Source organism: Cryobacterium glucosi, assembly GCF_004402235.1.
Classification (GTDB): Bacteria; Actinomycetota; Actinomycetes; order Actinomycetales; family Microbacteriaceae; genus Cryobacterium; species Cryobacterium glucosi.
On record NZ_SOFS01000005.1, the window covers coordinates 1 to 15,622 of the forward strand.

Genomic DNA, 15,622 nt, shown 5'->3' on the forward strand with positions numbered 1-15,622 from the left:
GCACTTCCGCGTCGGGCACGAGGACCTCCTCGAACACGGCCCGGGCCCGGGCGGCCGCTTCCGGGTCATCATCGACTCGGATGCCCCAGGCCTGCTCCATGATCACCTGCGCGTGCCGGTAACTGATCGCCCCGGAGGCCAGGGCCTCCCGGGTCACGGGGAGGTCTTCGGCGAGTGTCCGGCTGGCTTCGATCAGGGTCTCCGCCGTCCGCCGCGGGAGCCGCAGCAGAGCGCCGACCTCGCACGTGAACTCCTCCTTCGTGGCCTCCTCCGGCGACCACGGCATTCGCGGCCCGCCGGCGCGTTCTGCGGCCTCCGCCCGGGCCCGGCCCACGTCCGCGAGCACCCGTTGCGCCGCATAGATCGCGGCCGCCCGCTTCGCGGCGGCCCGGTTCATCTCCCGGTCCGCCTCCCGGATCGCGTCATAGAAATCGGCGAGGGACGGCTCCACCAGGCTGAGATGCCGGGGGTTGAGGTACGAGTCGGGAGGGATCCCGGGCGGGGGTTCCGCCGTGCTTTCCGAACGAATAGTTGAGGGTTCTTCAGCTGTCATACCGGTCACTCTACGGACCACCACCGACATTCCCGGGGCATCCGCCACCCCACAAGCCACCTGTGGAATACCCGGTCAAAGAAGATTTCTGTGGACAACTTCTCCCCAAGGCCCTCCAGCCACACCGGGAGGAGGTCGCGATGACCGGCGACGGGGTCGACGACGCGCCCGCGCTTCGTCGAGCGGACGTCGGACTGGCAAGGGGGATCAAGGGCACGAAGCGACGAAGGAAGCGGCAGGCATCGTGCTCGCCGACGACAACTTCGCCACCATCCAGAGTGCAGTTCACGAAGGCCGTCGCATCCGCGACAACCTGCAGAAATCCATCGTCTTCATTCTGCCCACGACCGCAGCCGAGTCTCTGGTGCTCCTGCTCGCCGTGCTGTTCGGATTCGCGCTGCCGCTCCAACCGACGCAGATCCTGTGGGTCAACCTGATCACGGCCGCGACCGTCGGGGTGTTCTTCCTCGAGCAGGGAATCGGGTCCACCACCGTGGAAGCGCAGACCGCGGCCGCGACCATGCCCACCTTCAGCCGGCTCGCGTTCCTGTTCACTTCCCGGTTCCTCCGGGCGTCGAGCCTCACCCTCTGCACGCCATTCATGAACCTCTGGTTCAGCTCGACGCCGATCGGGGTTCGCGAATGGGCGTACACGCTGGGACTTTCCGCCGTCATCTTCCTGCTCGTGGAAGTGAACAAGGCGATCGGACGGGCGCGCGCGGGCCGGGCCTCGCGGGTCGCTGTCCCGTGACCGGCTGCTGAGCGCACTGCGGCATAATCAGGAACACGGAGACGCGGGTGTGCAAGAAGCGCCACCACGCACCGCGTCCTGATCGGTCGCAGGGGTGGGGCCGGCAGGTGCGGTAGCCAGGTCTACGCCAGTCAGTCTTTTCATCGAGGGGGATGTCCATGGCAATTCGAATCACGAGCACGTCAACGAAAATCGCCTACGTGACGAGCGGTGGCGTTCTCGTCATTCTCGGGTCGGCCCTGACGATCGGTCTCCCGGTGCCTGTTGCGTCCGTCGCGGCAGCCGTCCTTGCGCTGGTCCTGGTCGTCTTTGCTGCGAGAACCTTTCGCGCCGAGGACGAACCGGTCGAACAGAGGCGCCCGTGGTGGAAGATGACGGCGCACCGGACATCCGGTGTCGTGTTTGCACTCCTGTTCGGTTCCCAGGCGATCTACGTGCTTATCGCTTTTGTCAGTCGGCCGGAATCGGGGGGCCTGATGGTTCCACTGGTCACGAACATCTTGATCGCGATGATGTTCGCTTTCTCGTCGATGCGGCTGGGAACGACATCACCCGCGACCGCGTCGCGTAACCAGTAAGGCCACCTGCATCGGTACCTGAGGCCGCCCGGTTCCTCGCCCACGTCGCCACTTTTCTTGAGTGAGACCACCCTGTCGCTGCGCACAATGGCATACACTCATCGAGGGGAACCAAACAAACGGGGAAACCGGTTTTTTATTGGATGGCATCGGCGTTCGCTGAAAGGCGCATCGCCGGCGTCTGTGCCGTCGGGGGTCGGTGAGCACGGAGTCGAACTCGCGTTCGGCCGGTGCCGCGCTCACCGAAAAAACATCTGGGGGGAAGTTTGAAACAATCAACTCGCGCGCAGCTGGTGGACATTTCAACAGCACTCGTCATCGCCGGTTGCGTATTCGTGCCGCTCTTCTGGCTCGGCTACGCAGTGGGGCCGATTCTCGGTATTTCGGTGTTGTTGGCCATCGGTGTCCTGATGATTCGGTCGGCGCTCAGATCGGAACCCAACCCAGAGGCGCTGATCGAGCCGGAGTGAGGGTGCCGGACGGGGATGCAGAGGTGCCGTCGGGTCCATGTTCGATGCGGAATCGCCAGGAGGCGCACCATGACCGTGAAACAAGAGCGCGCCGTACTCACTCGCGAGAAGATTATCGCGGGGGCTGCGGACGTCTTCTATCGCCAGGGCTTCGGCGGGGCCACGCTCTCGGACATCACGGCCGCCGCCGGAGTGACCAAGGGCGCGCTGTACTTTCATTTCCAGTCCAAGGAGCACGTCGCCCTCGCCGTGATCGAAGCGGAACACGAGATCGCGACAGCTGCCGCGACGGCGATACTCGACACGACAACCGGGCCGCTTGAGTCGATGCTCAGGCTCTGCAGCGATCTGGCCGGACGATTGACCACCGACCCCATCGTCCGTGCCGGCATCCGCCTCACAACCGAAACCTCGACTTTCGATCGGTCGATGGCGCGACCATACGAAGATTGGCTTGCGACCTTCGAGGCACTGACTCTGGCCGCCACGGAGGCCGGCGAACTCCGCGCAGGCACCGACGCCGAGAAGCTGGCGCACTTCATCATTCCCGCTTTCACGGGGGTCCAGATGGTTTCTGATGTCTTCACCGAACGTGCCGACCTCCGTCGACGCGTACGGGAAATGTGGGAGATTCTCTTGCCCGCAATCGTGCCTCCCGAAAATCAGAATTCCATCGAGTGGATGCTGGAAGCGGCATTCCCGATTCGATAAGGTCTCAGTCGTGAACCGACACGACGACTGCACTCCCGAGCACACTCCGGGGAACGCACGAGAGCGATTCCCGGTGCGCACGCCCACACCGTTGTCGGGGCCGGGACGGTGGCGGAGAGAGCCCGAGCGCTGCCTGCATTCCTTTTCGACGCCGGAGGAGTACGTTGCGATCATGCAGCGGACGGGAGTGAATCGTGGTTGCGACCAGAATCGCGGGTATGACCCCGATGCCTGATCTGTTTGCCGTGGCTGCGGATGCACTGAACGCCCTGACCGGGCAGGAGGCGCGTCTGTACGAGCCGCTCCTGGCGGCGTTGCCCGTGGACGGGGCATCCGTCTCGACGTTCGGCGATATTCTTGCCGCTGAAACGATTTCGGCCAGTGACGCCCAGTCGTTTCGTCTCGACGAGTTGCAATTCGATCTTGGCGAGGGCCCCTGTTGGGACGCACTGCAGACCGCGGCTCCGGTCCTCGAGCCTGATATTCGCAAACGGCCGAACCGGACCTGGCCGGCCTTTTCGGAAGCGATCCTTGCAGATGACCTCGGTGCGGTCTTTGCTTTTCCCCTGATCCTGGGGCCTTTGCGCATCGGTGCGATCGATCTGTATACCAACCGCCCCTATCGCCTCAGCTCGCAGAGCGTCCAGCAGATTTCGAGCCTTGCGACCGTGGTCAGTCGTCTGGTCCTCTCTCGAGCCATCAGACTGTCCCACACCGAGATCGAAAACGAGACCGACAGTGCCACTCGCCAGAAATTCTCTCGTCGCGAGATCCATCAAGCCACCGGAATGGTCCTGGCTCAACTGAGAATTCCTGCCGCGGATGCCCTCCTCGTCATGCAGGGCCATGCTTTTGCGGCTGGCCGGTCAATGGCCGAGATTGCGGCAGAAATCATTGACCGCCGATTGAGTTTCGCGGTAATCGAGAGCCAGATCGAAGGGTCCCATGATTGATGGAACGAGAGAGGACCGTTTAATCGACACGTTCGCGACCCTTGCCGACACGCTTGTGGCCGACTACGACGTGGTGGATCTCCTGCAGACCCTGGTCGAGAGTTGCACTGATCTCTTCGATATTGCGGCCGCTGGAATTCTTCTGGCCGACGCCGATGGCGAATTGGAAGTTGTCGCTTCGACGAGCGAGGCCAGCAGACTTGTCGAGGTCATGCAACTGAGCGCTCGGGCGGGCCCCTGCGTGGAATGCTTTGTCACCGGTGCCGTCGTATCCCTGACGGACGTAGAGGAGAGTCCGCCCGCGTGGCAGCGTTTTCGGGACAGCGCACGCGAGCAGGGTTTTGCCGCGGTCTTCGCCATACCGTTGCGGCTGCGGGAGACGACAATCGGTGCCCTCAACCTGCTGTCGAATGTTCCGGGTGCACTTCGCCAGCAGGACGTGCGGGCCTCCCAGGCGCTGGCCGACGTTGCCACGATCGGAATCCTGCAGGAGCGTACGCTCCGGGAAAGCATGTCGGTCCGGGAACAGCTGACAAACGCGTTGACCTCCCGGGTGGTCATTGAGCAGGCCAAGGGCGTACTTGCGCACTCCCGAGGCGTGTCGATGGAGGAAGCGTTCACCCTGCTGAGGACGTATGCCCGGGCAAACCGCCTGCTACTCTCAAGCGTCGCCCAAGGTCTTGTCGAACAAACACTCGTGATCTGAGCGGGCATCCCGCCGACCGTCTGCACGCTGAACCACAAGGAGAGGGATGTCCATGGACTTCGAGCAGGTCATTTCGGCCGGCGTGCAGGTCGTCGAGGCTGCCGGTGCAATCATCATGGTGCTCGGTGGGGCCCTGGCTTTCGCGGTCGCCCTTCCGCGCGTGCTGCGGAGCTCCACCCGTGCCCAGGCGTACGTGGGCCTCCGTCGTGACCTGGGCCGGGCCATCCTCCTCGGCCTCGAGGTCCTGATCGTGGCCGACATCATCCGGACCATCCTCGTCGAACCGACCGTCCAAAGCGTCGTCGTCCTCGCCGTGATCGTCGTGATCCGCGTTGTGTTGAGCTTCTCGCTCGAAGTCGAAATGGACGGGGTATGGCCGTGGTCACGCTGGCGGGTCGATCCCGTCTCCCCGGTCACCCCGCAGCCGCCTGCTCAGTAGCCTGCGTCGTAGCCCCGTGGCGGTCGGGTCACGAACACGCCACGCCACACCAGGTGGCGTGGCTGCTTCAGACCCGGGTCATGCCGTCGCCCAGGATCAGGGCACCGAGCATCAGGGCCACGACAACCGTGACGGTCTGGGACGGATTGATGATGCGCTTCTTGAGCGCCACGAGGGGTTTGATCATCGTCTGCGGGGACGCCAGCGTGAGGATCACAGGGACCGCGACACTGGACACCCCGATGACCGTGTAGACGAGGATGCAGATCACCAATTCGGCAAGCGGGAGCGCGTGCGCGCTGAGGGCGAGCCCCGCTGCAGTGCCGAGAACGAGGGCCTTCGGCCGGATATTGAGCACAAGTCCGACCCCGGCGCAGGACACGGGCCCGAGGGTCGCGATCCGGTTGAGCCAGGCGGGTTCGGCCAGCCGGGGAGGGGACGGATGCAGGAGTTTCCACACGCCGGACCCGATCAGCACGGCGCCGAGAACGATCTCCGTCCAGCCGATGGCCGGCTGGAGGGCAGTCATGTCGGCCGGGGGAAGCCAGGTCAGTGTGGCCGTGAACACGGCCGTGACGACGATGAGCCCGACGATCCAGCCCGCGAGGAAGGCGGGGGCCGACCAGCGCTGTTTCGGAGACAGAAGCAGCAGCACCGTCACGAGGAGCGGGGTGGTGCTGAGCGCGACGGCGAGTGCAAGCGGGAGCAACCGTCCGATTGTGGCGAGCATGGGAGCGCCTCACCCCTCGTGCCCGGGCTCCGGCGCTTGCGTGGCTGTCGGGCGGGGAGATGAGGGTGGCTTCGCTTTCCGCGCATTCTTGCCTGCGACATCGGCCGCCTTCAGGAGACGTCGGGTCTCGACTGTCGGGCCGAATGCCGGCCTGACCCACGCGACGTCGGGATCGGAGTCGACGAGGAACGTTCGGGCGAGCAGGGTGAGGGGGATAGCGAGGATGGCGCCGATGGGCCCGATCACGACGGCCCAGAACAGCACGGAGAAGAAGGTGATGGTCTGGTTGAGGGAGACGGCGCTGCCGACGGCCTTGGGCTGGATGATTGACTGCACGCCGCCGTTGATCACGCCGTAGACGATGATCACGGCGATCACGGTCGGCCAGCCGCCGACAAGATAGCCGAACACGACGGGCGGGGTGATGGCGAAGAAATAACCGATGTTGGGGATGAAACTGCAGAGGAAAGCCAGGAGCCCCCAGAGCAGGGCGGCGGGCACCTGGAGGATCCACAGCGCGATGGTGTTGAGAAATCCCTGCACCAACCCGAGCACGGTCGTGACGATCATGTAGCGGCGAACGTTCGCGGCGAAGACCTTGAGGGCATCGACGAGGCCCGGCCGGCGCTGGCTCAACTGCCCGAGAATGGTGTGCGCATAGGAAGCGTCCGAGGACATCAGGATCAGCATGGTCAGGACGATGACCAGGAAGCCGACGATGCCGAAGAAGCTGCCGAGGAAACCGCTGAGGTAGGGGACGAACCGGCTGGGCGTGAAGCCTTCCGTCATCGCCTGGATCTGCGAGTCGCCGATGCCGATCGTGTTGAGAAACTCGCCAAGGGAGACGCCGAGATCGTGGATCTCCGCGGCATAGCCAGGCAGCATCGAGACGAATTGGGAGATGGCCACGATGACGACATAGAAGAAGCCGGACAGCAGCGCGAAGACGACGAGGATCACCGAGCCGGTCGCGAGGCCGTGCGGCACGCCGCGCTTCTCCAGGCGTACCCGGACAGGATGAGCGCAGATGGACAGCACAAGAGTGAGCAGGACCGGCGCCAGAATGCCGCGGATGCTGCTCATCCCGATCGCCGTGATCGTGGCGGCTGCGAGGCCGACCAGGAGCAGCGTCCCGCGGGGATACCGGGGCAGGGGTGTGGGATCGGGTCCGACGATGCTCATACTTGTCCCGCCATCCTCTTCGATGGGTTGTCCATCGAGTGGCTCCGCCAACGATTCATTGGGAAACGTAGTCCCATTTCGTGCGCCCAGCGTCGTTTCCGCGTTTCTCCGCTTCGGCGCCTCGAAGCTAGTCTGAGAGGAACAAACCAGAGCGGGGGAGACGGATGCTGTCAGGCGAGCTGTTGAGTGAGGCCTATGGCCGGGTCGGCGGCGTGGTGCGTTCGGTGTTGCGGCAGGCCGGACCGGCCCTGCTCGAATACCGGGCGGACCCGGAGGCGAATTCGATCGCCTGGCTGGTCTGGCACCTGACACGGGTGCAGGACGGACATGTCTCCGAACTTCTCGGCGAGGACGAGGTCTGGATCAGCGGCGGCTGGGCCGCGAAATTCGACCTGCCCTTCTCCGACTCCGAGACCGGATACGGCCAGACCGCGGAACAGGTCGGCGGCGTCCGTGCCAGTGCCGAGCTGCTCGGCGGTTACTTCGACGCCGTGCACAGCCGGACCCTCGCCTATCTTCCGACGCTGACCCTCGAGGACCTCGACCGGATCGTCGACACCTCGTGGAACCCGCCCGTGACCCTCGGAGCCCGGTTGGTGAGCGTGCTGGCCGACGACCTGCAGCACGCGGGCCAGGCCGCGTTCGTGCGGGGCCTGGCGGTCCGTTCCGGGGACTGACCCCGCCGTGCGCCAGGGCGCCGTTCCTCCCGCCGCCGGCGCAACTCCTGCCGGGACCCGCGCGCGCGTGCCGCTGTGGCTCAAGGTACTCCTGTCGACGGCCCTGCTCTTCGTCATCGTCTGGTTCGTCGTCGTGCCGCAGTTCGCCGGCGTTGAGGCAGCCCTCGCGTCGCTGGAAAGCGTTTCGCTGCCGCTCGTTCTCCTGGCCGCTGCCCTCCAGCTGTCCTCGCTGCTCTCCTTCAGCGCGTTGACCGCCGCGGTGCTCGGACCCGTCCGGCCGGGCTACTTCACCCTGCTCCGGATCGACCTCGCGGACCTCGGGGTGAACCACGTGGTGCCCGGCGGAGGAGCGACGGCAGCCGCGGTGCGCTTCCGGCTCCTCGTCCGCGCCGGAGTGCGATCCGGCGCTGCGCTCACCACGGCGACCATCGAGACCACTGGTTCGAACCTCGTGCTCGGGATCGTGTTCGCCGGCGGGATCCTGTTGTCGATCACGACCCTTGTCGTCACGGGCACGTACATCGTGGCAGGGACGGTGGTGCTGGTCCTGCTGGTCGGCACGGGCGCCGGCGTCTGGTTCCTGACCCGCCGGACTGAGCTTGTCGTGCGTGGATCGCGCCGGGTGGCGGCGCGCGTGCCGCTGGTCTCCGAGGATCGGGTCGAGGTCTTCGTTCGCAGCGTGGCGGCGCAGGTCCTCGAGCTCGTCACAGACCGACGGCGGATGTCCGCCGCGCTCGGCCTCGCCGGCGCGAACTGGCTTCTCGACGCTGCTTCGCTCGGAGTCCTGCTCGCCGCGTTCGGGCATCCGCTTGCTATCGGCCCGCTGCTGGCGGTCTACGGGCTCGGCGGGCTCCTCGCGCTCCTGCCGTTGACCCCGGGAGGCCTCGGTATCGTCGAGGGTGTGCTCGTGCCCGCCCTCGTCGCGGTCGGGACTCCGCACGCGACGGCGCTGCTCGCCGTTGTCGGCTGGCGGGTGCTCGAGTTCTGGCTTCCGATCCCGCTCGGTCTCGCCGCCTACGTTTCGCTGCGCCTCGGCGTGCTCCGGCGGCGTCCCGCCGCTCCCTGAGCGTCACGGGCGCGGTATGCGCATCCAGGAATATTCGTTCTCCGGACGCCCAGGCGTCCCGTAGCGCGGAGAGCGCAGAACGGTTCCGGTGTCCGCGAGGTATTCGAGGTACCGGCGAGCCGTCACCCGGGAGATCCCGAGTGCGTCGGTGACCTCGCTCGAGGAGACCGGGGACTCGTGCTCTTTGAGGAAGTCGACGACGGCCGAGAGGGTGCCTTCCGCGAGTCCCTTCGGCCGGGGAAGCTCGGCGGGCGCGCGCAGGCTCGCGAATGCCAGGTCGACGTCCGACTGGTTGGTGACCCGGGATTGGGTGCCGAGCTGGAGTCGGAAGTCCCGGTACTGGCCGAGCTTCTGCGCGAAGGTCGCGTAGGTGAACGGCTTGATCAGGTATTGGACGATGCCTGCTGCCACCGCGCCACGCACGATCTTCAGGTCGCGCACCGCCGTGATCGCGATGATGTCCGTCATCAGCCCGGCCGAACGCATCCGGCGGCTGACGTCGAGGCCGTGGAGGTCGGGGAGGGTCATGTCCATCAGGACCAGGTCGATCGGGCGGCCCGCGGACTCGGCTTCTGCCAGCGAACGCAGGGCGGAGTGTCCGTCCCGCGCGGTTCCGGCGTGGACGAAGCCTGCCAGGCGACCGAGATAGACCGCGTGGGCTTCAGCCGCGATGGCCTCGTCTTCGACGACGAGCACGCGGATGTCCGCGTCAGGCATCGTGCGGATCCCTCGCTCCGGTGGGGCGCACGCCGGCGACCTCTGCTGAGGGTGCCCGGCAGGGAAGCGTGACCGTGAAGACCGCGCCCCGCCGGAATCCGATGGTCAGGGTGCCGCCGAGGCGGTTGACGGTCTGTTGGACCAGTGCGAGGCCGAGCCCACGCCCGAACTCACCGGGTTCCTTGGTGCTGAAGCCGCGGCGAAGCACGTCGTCGAGCATTTCCGGATCGACGCCATGGCCGCTGTCGGCGACTTCGACGACGACGGAGGCCGCACCGCTGTGCACGGAGAGGTGGACCTCCCGCGGCGCCGCGGCGTCCATTGCCGCGTCGAGGGCGTTGTCGATCAGGTTGCCCACGATCGTGACGAGGTCCCTGGCCTGCAGCCCGGTGTCGGACAGGCTGCCGGTGGCCTCGACGGCGAGGACGACGCCGAGCTCGCTGGCCTGGGCGAACTTACCCATCAGCAGTGCGCTCAGCACGGGCTCGTCGACCGACGCGACCACCTCGTCCGTCAACATCTGGCCGAGTTCGAGGTCCCTGGTCGCGAATTCCAGTGCGTCTCCGGTGCGGCCGAGTTCCATCAGCGAGACGATCGTGTGCAGCCGGTTGGCATGCTCGTGGGTCTGGGCCCGCAAGGCATCGGACAGGGTCTGCATGGACTGCAGCTCGCTGCCCAGGGACTCCAGATCGGTGTGGTCGCGGATCGTGGCGACCCACCCCATCGGCGTCGATTTCCCACGGCCGCTCACGGGTGGCGCGAGTGCGGGCTGCTGGCTGACGACGAGCACCCGGGTGCTGGTGAGGTGGATCTCATCCTGCACGGGGCGGCCACTGCGGAGCAGGTCACCGAGTCCCGCCGGGAGCTCGAGCTCGCCGAGGGTCGGGGCGGCGGCCCCGCCCCTCGGATTCGCCGGTCGGGACGGGATGCCGAGAAGCTCGGCGGCCTGGTCGTTGTAGAGAACGAGGTCGCCCTTCAGATCAACGAGGACGAGGCCTTCCCGCACGGAATGCAGTACGGAGTCGTAGTACACGAACAGCTGGGCGAGCTGTTCCGGTCCCCAGCCCAGGGTGACCCTGCGCAGGTAGCGCCCGATCAGGGACGTGACGATCGCGCCGGCCACGAGGAGGGCGAGTGCCAGGCCCAGGACAGCGGGCAGTCGGGCGGTCAGGGCGATCGACAGGTTGCTGGTCTTCACCCCGGCAGCGACGAGCGCGCGGACGGCGCCCTGCGCATCGACGACGGGCACGACTGCGCGGACGGACGGGCCCAGGGTTCCCGTCGTGACCTCGGTGAACGGCGTTCCCGCCAGGGCCGGCGCGATGGTGCCGATGTACGGCCGCCCGATTTCAGACTCGGTGGGGTGAGTCCATCTGGTTCGGTCCGGCGCCATGATCGTGATGAAGTCGAGCCCCGCCTTCTGCGTGACGCTGAGCGCGTATGGCTGCAGGAGCGCGCTCGGATCCGGGGCCCCGCTGGCCTCCAGGACGAGCGGGTTCTCCGCGATGGCCGTCGCGACCGACAGCATCCGGCTCTCGGTTTCGGCGTAGCCGCGATCGCGAGCGTCGATGAACAGTGCCGTGCCGACCGAGGCGGCGAGCGCGACGATGAAGACGGAATGGGCCAGGAAGAGCCGGCGCGCGATGCTCCAGTCGCGGATCATGGCGTGCCGCCCTTCTCACCTCGATGTGAATGAAACCATATGCCCGTCGCGCGTGAACAATATGACCGCAACCGTGACGCCACGCGCCGCGTCGACCATTCTGAAACGCACAACACCAGACAAAGGAGTCTCTCATGGCAGCACTGCGAGCCACTCGTCCGGTCCGGCCGGCGAAACGGATCGACACGTCCCACTACCTGTACATCGCGGTCGTCGTGGCCGTCGTGCTCGGCATCACCGTCGGCCTGCTTTTCGGCGGGAAGGACGGCTTCGCCGTCTCGCTCAAGCCGCTCGGCGACGTGTTCATCGCACTCATCAAGATGATGATCTCGCCGATCATCTTCTGCACGATCGTGATCGGCATCGGCTCGATCGCGAAGGCCGCGACGGTCGGACGGATCGGCGGACTGGCGCTCGGGTACTTCCTCGTCATGTCGACCTTCGCACTCGGAATCGGGCTGCTGGTCGGGAACCTGATCCACCCCGGCGCAGGGCTCGACCTGAAAGCGGCCGCGGCATACGTGCCGCCGGCCGCCGCGGACTCGCAGGGCTTCTTCCTGGGCATCATCCCGACGACGCTCTTCTCGTCGTTGACGAGCGGCAACATCCTGCAGACCCTCTTCGTCGCACTGATCGCCGGGTTCGCCCTGCAGAAGATGGGCAGGGCGGGCAAACCGATACTCGAGGCGATCGCGAACGTGCAGGCCCTCGTCTTCCGGATCCTGATCATGGTGATGTGGCTCGCTCCGATCGGCGCGTTCGGCGCCATCGCGGCGGTCGTGGGCGCGACAGGCTTCCAGGCCGTGGTCAGTCTCTTCACCCTGATGGGCGCCTTCTACCTCACCTGCATCCTCTTCATCGTCGTCATCCTCGGCGGGCTGCTGAAGATTTCCACCGGCGTGAGCATCTTCAAGCTGATGCGCTACCTCGGCCGGGAATACCTGTTGATCTTCTCGACGTCGTCGTCTGAGGCGGCGCTGCCGCGGCTGATCGCCAAGATGGAGCACCTCGGTGTCTCGAAGCCGGTCGTCGGCGTCACCGTGCCGACGGGGTACTCGTTCAACCTCGACGGCACCGCCATCTACCTGACCATGGCCTCCCTCTTCATCGCCACAGCAATGGGCCAGCCCCTCGCCCTCGGCGAGCAGATCGGCCTGCTCGTGTTCATGATCATCGCGTCGAAGGGAGCCGCCGGTGTGTCAGGTGCCGGCCTCGCGACCCTCGCTGCGGGGCTGCAGGCCCACGCCCCGCAGCTGCTCGGCGGTGTCGGCTTCATCGTCGGCATCGACCGGTTCATGTCGGAGGCCCGCGCACTCACGAACTTCACCGGCAATGCCGTGGCCACCGTTCTGATCGGCTCCTGGACCCGGGAGATCGACAGGGCCCAGGTCGACCGGGTCCTCGACCGACTGGAGCCGTTCGACGAGACCACGATGATGGCGCACACCATCGATCCCACCCCCGCGGAGCGGTCCGTCGCGGCAGAACGGGCTGCGCAGTCTGCGGTGCTCGAAGACGCCAGGCACTGACCCAGGCCCCACCTGGTGCGCGGCGCCGGGCCCGCCCCCTTCGAGGGCGGGCTCGCCGTCGCGCATCCGTGTTCTCGCCGGGGAGGGATAGTCTCGGAATCAGCGCCGCCGGAGGCGCCTGACCGGGGGACCGAGAAGAAGATGACGGAGATGCCCGACCTCACGTCGAAGGAAACCGCGAGGCTGAACCCGGAGCCTCCCGAGGCGACGACGCTCGCGGACTTCGCGAGCAGCAGCGCCGGTGAGGTGCTGAGCCGACTCGGGTCAACGGCTGCGGGCCTGACCGGCGTCGAGGCAGCTCGTCGGCTCGCCTCGACCGGACCCAATGCGGTGCGCACGCACAAGGCAGGTCCCCTGTCCGTGCTCGGCAGGCAACTGCGCAGTCCCATCCTCATCCTCCTGATCGTGACCGCCGCCCTGTCGCTTCTCCTCGGGGACGTCACCAACTCCATCGTGATCGGCGTCATCCTCCTGGCGAGCGTCGGGCTCGGCTTCAGCAATGAGTACCGGGCCGAGCTCGCCGCCGAGGCGCTGCATTCGCGGGTGACGCACAAGGCCGTCGCCGTCAGGGACGGGTCCCTGGTCGAGATCGATGTCGTCGACATCGTTCCCGGCGACATCCTCCACCTGTCCCTCGGCGCCGTCGTCCCCGCCGACATCCGCCTGCTCTCGTGTGAGGACCTGCTCTGCGACGAGAGCATCCTGACCGGGGAATCACTGCCGATCGACAAGTCGCCGGAACCCATCCCCGCCGGAGCGGCGCTCGGCGACCTGAACTCCTGCGTGCTGATGGGCACGGTCATCCAGTCCGGAAGCTGCGTCGGCGTGGTCGTCTACACGGGCGCCCACGCCGAATTCGGGCGCATCGCGCTCGGCCTCGGCACCCGGCAGCCGCAGACCGAGTTCGAGCTCGGCCTGCGGCGTTTCTCGCTGCTGCTGCTCCAGGTGGCCATTGGGTTGACGACGCTCATCTTCGTCGCGAACCTGCTTCTCCAGCGCCCCCTGCTCGAGTCCCTGCTGTTCTCGCTCGCGATCGCGGTCGGGATCACGCCCCAGCTCCTGCCCGCCGTCGTGTCTACGAGCCTCGCCACCGGAACCAGGGAGCTCGCGAAGCGCAAGGTGCTGGTCAAGCGCCTGGTCTCGATCGAGGACCTCGGCGACATGGACGTGCTCGTCACGGACAAGACGGGAACCCTGACCGAGGGGAAGATCTCGTTCACGACGGCGCTCCCTGCCGCCCCGCACGTGGACGCGGGTGACGTCCTCCGGTTCGGGCTGCTCGCGACCGAGGTCGACTACTCGACGGGCACGGTGTCGACGGTCGGCCAGAACCCGCTCGATGTGGCCGTCTGGGCCGCACCGGAGGCCCCGGCCTCGCAGGTGTCCGAGTACACCCGGCTCGACGTAATCCCATTCGACCATGAGCGCCGGATGACAAGCGTGCTCGTGCGAGACCCGGCAGGGACGCTCACCCTCGTCACCAAGGGATCGCCCGAGGATGTGCTCCGGGTCTGCCGCGACGTGGCACCGGCCGCCCGGCACCTGCTCGACCAGCAATACGCGAAGGGCAGCCGCGTCGTCGCGGTGGCGACCCGGACCGGCTCCGGGCTCACGGACATCAGCCCGGCCGATGAGAACGACCTCACGCTCGCCGGGTTCCTCATCTTCCTCGACCGCCCGAAACAGAGCGCGCGGGCCTCACTGAAGCGGCTCGAGACCCTGGGCATCTCCGTGAAGATCGCGACGGGGGACAACGCCCGGGTCGCGGAGAAGGTGTGCGGCGACCTCGGCCTCGAGTCGGGAGGCACCCTGACGGGCGGGGAGATCGACGCCCTCACGGATGCCGAACTCGCGGTCCGGGCGGAGGAAGCGAGCATCTTCGCCCGGGTGTCCCCGGAGCAGAAGTCCCGGCTCATCCACGCCCTGCGGGCGAACGGGCGTGCCGTCGGTTTCCTCGGCGACGGCGTCAACGACGCCCTCGCCCTGCACGGAGCCGACATCGGGATCTCGGTGGACAGCGCAACGGATGTCGCCAAGGACGCCGCGGATGTCGTGCTGCTCGACAAAGACCTCGGAGTGCTGGCAGACGGGGTGATGGAAGGTCGACGGATCTTCGCGAACACGATCAAGTACGTGCTGATGGGCACCTCGAGCAATTTCGGCAACATGTTCAGCGCGGCGACGGCATCCGTCGTGCTCAGCTTCCTGCCGATGCTGCCGGGGCAGATCCTGCTGAACAACCTCCTGTACGACGCCGGCCAGCTCGCCATTCCCGGCGACAGGGTCGACAAGGAGCAGCTGCTCGCGCCCTCGCACTGGGACATCGGGTACATCCGGCGCTTCATGTTCCTGTTCGGCCCGATCAGCTCGCTCTTCGACTTCGCGACCTTCGCGCTGATGCTCCTGGTCTTCCAGGCCGCGCCCGGAGAGTTCCGGGCCGGGTGGTTCATCGAATCGCTGGCCACGCAGACGCTCATCATTTTCGCGATCCGCACCAGACGGGTGCCGTTCCTGCGCAGCCGGGCCTCTCGAGGGCTCACCATCTCGGCGTTCTCCGTTGTCGCGATCGGCATGTACCTGCCGTTTTCTCCGCTCGCCGGAGTCCTCGGCTTCGACCCGCTGCCGCTGCCGTTCTTCCTCGCCCTGGCCGGGATGACCGTGCTGTACCTCGTCCTGGTCGAGTTCGCCAAGCAGTGGTTCTTCAGCCGCCCCGCGCAGCAGCCGACGGCCACCCGTCAGCGGGTCTCGAGCCACCACCTTGCCCGGCGCGCGGCACGCTTCAGCGTCGTGGAACCGGGAGCGGTCGTCGCCAGGCGACGGTCGGCCTCGCGGCGCCGACGTGCCAGGGCCGGGCGGAAATAGCCTCACGACGCAGGCGGATCCTGACGGAGGCTGAT

16 protein-coding genes are annotated in these 15,622 nt (G+C 66.7%); 11 read left to right on the plus strand and 5 right to left on the minus strand.

The window, feature by feature from the left end; translation table 11 throughout:
- Positions 1 to 553 (minus strand): 13E12 repeat family protein (locus E3O46_RS00385; RefSeq protein WP_134560893.1); only part of this gene is annotated, 553 nt, incomplete at its 3' end.
- Between the two features lie 244 nt (positions 554 to 797).
- Here E3O46_RS00385 and E3O46_RS00390 point away from each other — a divergent pair.
- The 7 genes from E3O46_RS00390 to E3O46_RS00420 all read left to right on the plus strand — a co-directional run bounded on the left by E3O46_RS00390 (position 798) and on the right by E3O46_RS00420 (position 5,161).
- Positions 798 to 1,304: a hypothetical protein gene (locus E3O46_RS00390; protein ID WP_134447314.1), complete on the plus strand. Its 507-nt coding sequence runs from the start codon at positions 798 to 800 to the stop codon at positions 1,302 to 1,304.
- Between the two features lie 158 nt (positions 1,305 to 1,462).
- Entirely contained in the window at positions 1,463 to 1,882 is a 420-nt protein-coding gene (locus E3O46_RS00395; protein WP_134447316.1) for a hypothetical protein, read from the plus strand.
- A 230-nt stretch (positions 1,883 to 2,112) separates the two neighbouring features.
- Complete coding sequence (locus E3O46_RS00400; protein ID WP_134447318.1) at positions 2,113 to 2,352, plus strand: hypothetical protein; 240 nt, start codon at positions 2,113 to 2,115, stop codon at positions 2,350 to 2,352.
- Positions 2,353 to 2,421: 69 nt separating this feature from the next.
- The gene (locus E3O46_RS00405) at positions 2,422 to 3,063 is read left to right on the plus strand and encodes a ScbR family autoregulator-binding transcription factor (protein ID WP_134559421.1); all 642 of its coding nucleotides are present in this window, start codon (positions 2,422 to 2,424) and stop codon (positions 3,061 to 3,063) included.
- A 218-nt stretch (positions 3,064 to 3,281) separates the two neighbouring features.
- Positions 3,282 to 4,016: a GAF and ANTAR domain-containing protein gene (locus E3O46_RS00410; RefSeq protein ID WP_134447322.1), complete on the plus strand. Its 735-nt coding sequence runs from the start codon at positions 3,282 to 3,284 to the stop codon at positions 4,014 to 4,016.
- Positions 4,009 to 4,722: a GAF and ANTAR domain-containing protein gene (locus E3O46_RS00415; RefSeq protein WP_134447324.1), complete on the plus strand. Its 714-nt coding sequence runs from the start codon at positions 4,009 to 4,011 to the stop codon at positions 4,720 to 4,722. The genes E3O46_RS00410 and E3O46_RS00415 overlap by 8 nt, the downstream gene beginning before the upstream one ends.
- 52 nt (positions 4,723 to 4,774) lie before the next feature.
- Complete coding sequence (locus tag E3O46_RS00420) at positions 4,775 to 5,161, plus strand: DUF1622 domain-containing protein (RefSeq protein WP_134559490.1); 387 nt, start codon at positions 4,775 to 4,777, stop codon at positions 5,159 to 5,161.
- Between the two features lie 67 nt (positions 5,162 to 5,228).
- Here E3O46_RS00420 and E3O46_RS00425 read toward each other — a convergent pair whose 3' ends face one another.
- Positions 5,229 to 5,891, minus strand: a complete 663-nt coding sequence (locus E3O46_RS00425; protein WP_134447326.1) for a GAP family protein — start codon at positions 5,889 to 5,891, stop codon at positions 5,229 to 5,231.
- 9 nt (positions 5,892 to 5,900) lie between these two features.
- Positions 5,901 to 7,073, minus strand: a complete 1,173-nt coding sequence (locus E3O46_RS00430; protein WP_134560894.1) for an AI-2E family transporter — start codon at positions 7,071 to 7,073, stop codon at positions 5,901 to 5,903.
- A gap of 164 nt (positions 7,074 to 7,237) precedes the next feature.
- On the opposite strand from E3O46_RS00430, the gene E3O46_RS00435 reads away from it, so the two are divergent.
- Together E3O46_RS00435 and E3O46_RS00440 are read left to right on the plus strand one after the other, a co-directional pair.
- Complete coding sequence (locus E3O46_RS00435) at positions 7,238 to 7,750, plus strand: mycothiol transferase (RefSeq protein WP_134560895.1); 513 nt, start codon at positions 7,238 to 7,240, stop codon at positions 7,748 to 7,750.
- Between the two features lie 7 nt (positions 7,751 to 7,757).
- Positions 7,758 to 8,816, plus strand: coding sequence for a lysylphosphatidylglycerol synthase transmembrane domain-containing protein (locus E3O46_RS00440; RefSeq protein WP_134447332.1), 1,059 nt, complete (start codon positions 7,758 to 7,760; stop codon positions 8,814 to 8,816).
- Between the two features lie 3 nt (positions 8,817 to 8,819).
- Here the strand turns inward: E3O46_RS00440 and E3O46_RS00445 are convergent, their stop codons facing one another.
- A complete protein-coding gene (locus E3O46_RS00445; RefSeq protein ID WP_134447334.1) occupies positions 8,820 to 9,533 on the minus strand; it encodes a response regulator in 714 nt (237 codons plus the stop codon).
- On the minus strand, positions 9,526 to 11,196 hold the full coding sequence (locus E3O46_RS00450; RefSeq protein WP_134560896.1) for a sensor histidine kinase: 1,671 nt from the start codon (positions 11,194 to 11,196) through the stop codon (positions 9,526 to 9,528). Before E3O46_RS00450 ends, E3O46_RS00445 begins: the two co-directional genes overlap by 8 nt.
- A gap of 134 nt (positions 11,197 to 11,330) precedes the next feature.
- Between E3O46_RS00450 and E3O46_RS00455 the strand changes: the two genes are divergently transcribed.
- Positions 11,331 to 12,725, plus strand: a complete 1,395-nt coding sequence (locus tag E3O46_RS00455; protein WP_134447338.1) for a cation:dicarboxylate symporter family transporter — start codon at positions 11,331 to 11,333, stop codon at positions 12,723 to 12,725.
- A gap of 141 nt (positions 12,726 to 12,866) precedes the next feature.
- The gene (mgtA, locus tag E3O46_RS00460; RefSeq protein WP_241987304.1) at positions 12,867 to 15,587 is read left to right on the plus strand and encodes a magnesium-translocating P-type ATPase; all 2,721 of its coding nucleotides are present in this window, start codon (positions 12,867 to 12,869) and stop codon (positions 15,585 to 15,587) included.
- Positions 15,588 to 15,622: the final 35 nt, after the last annotated feature.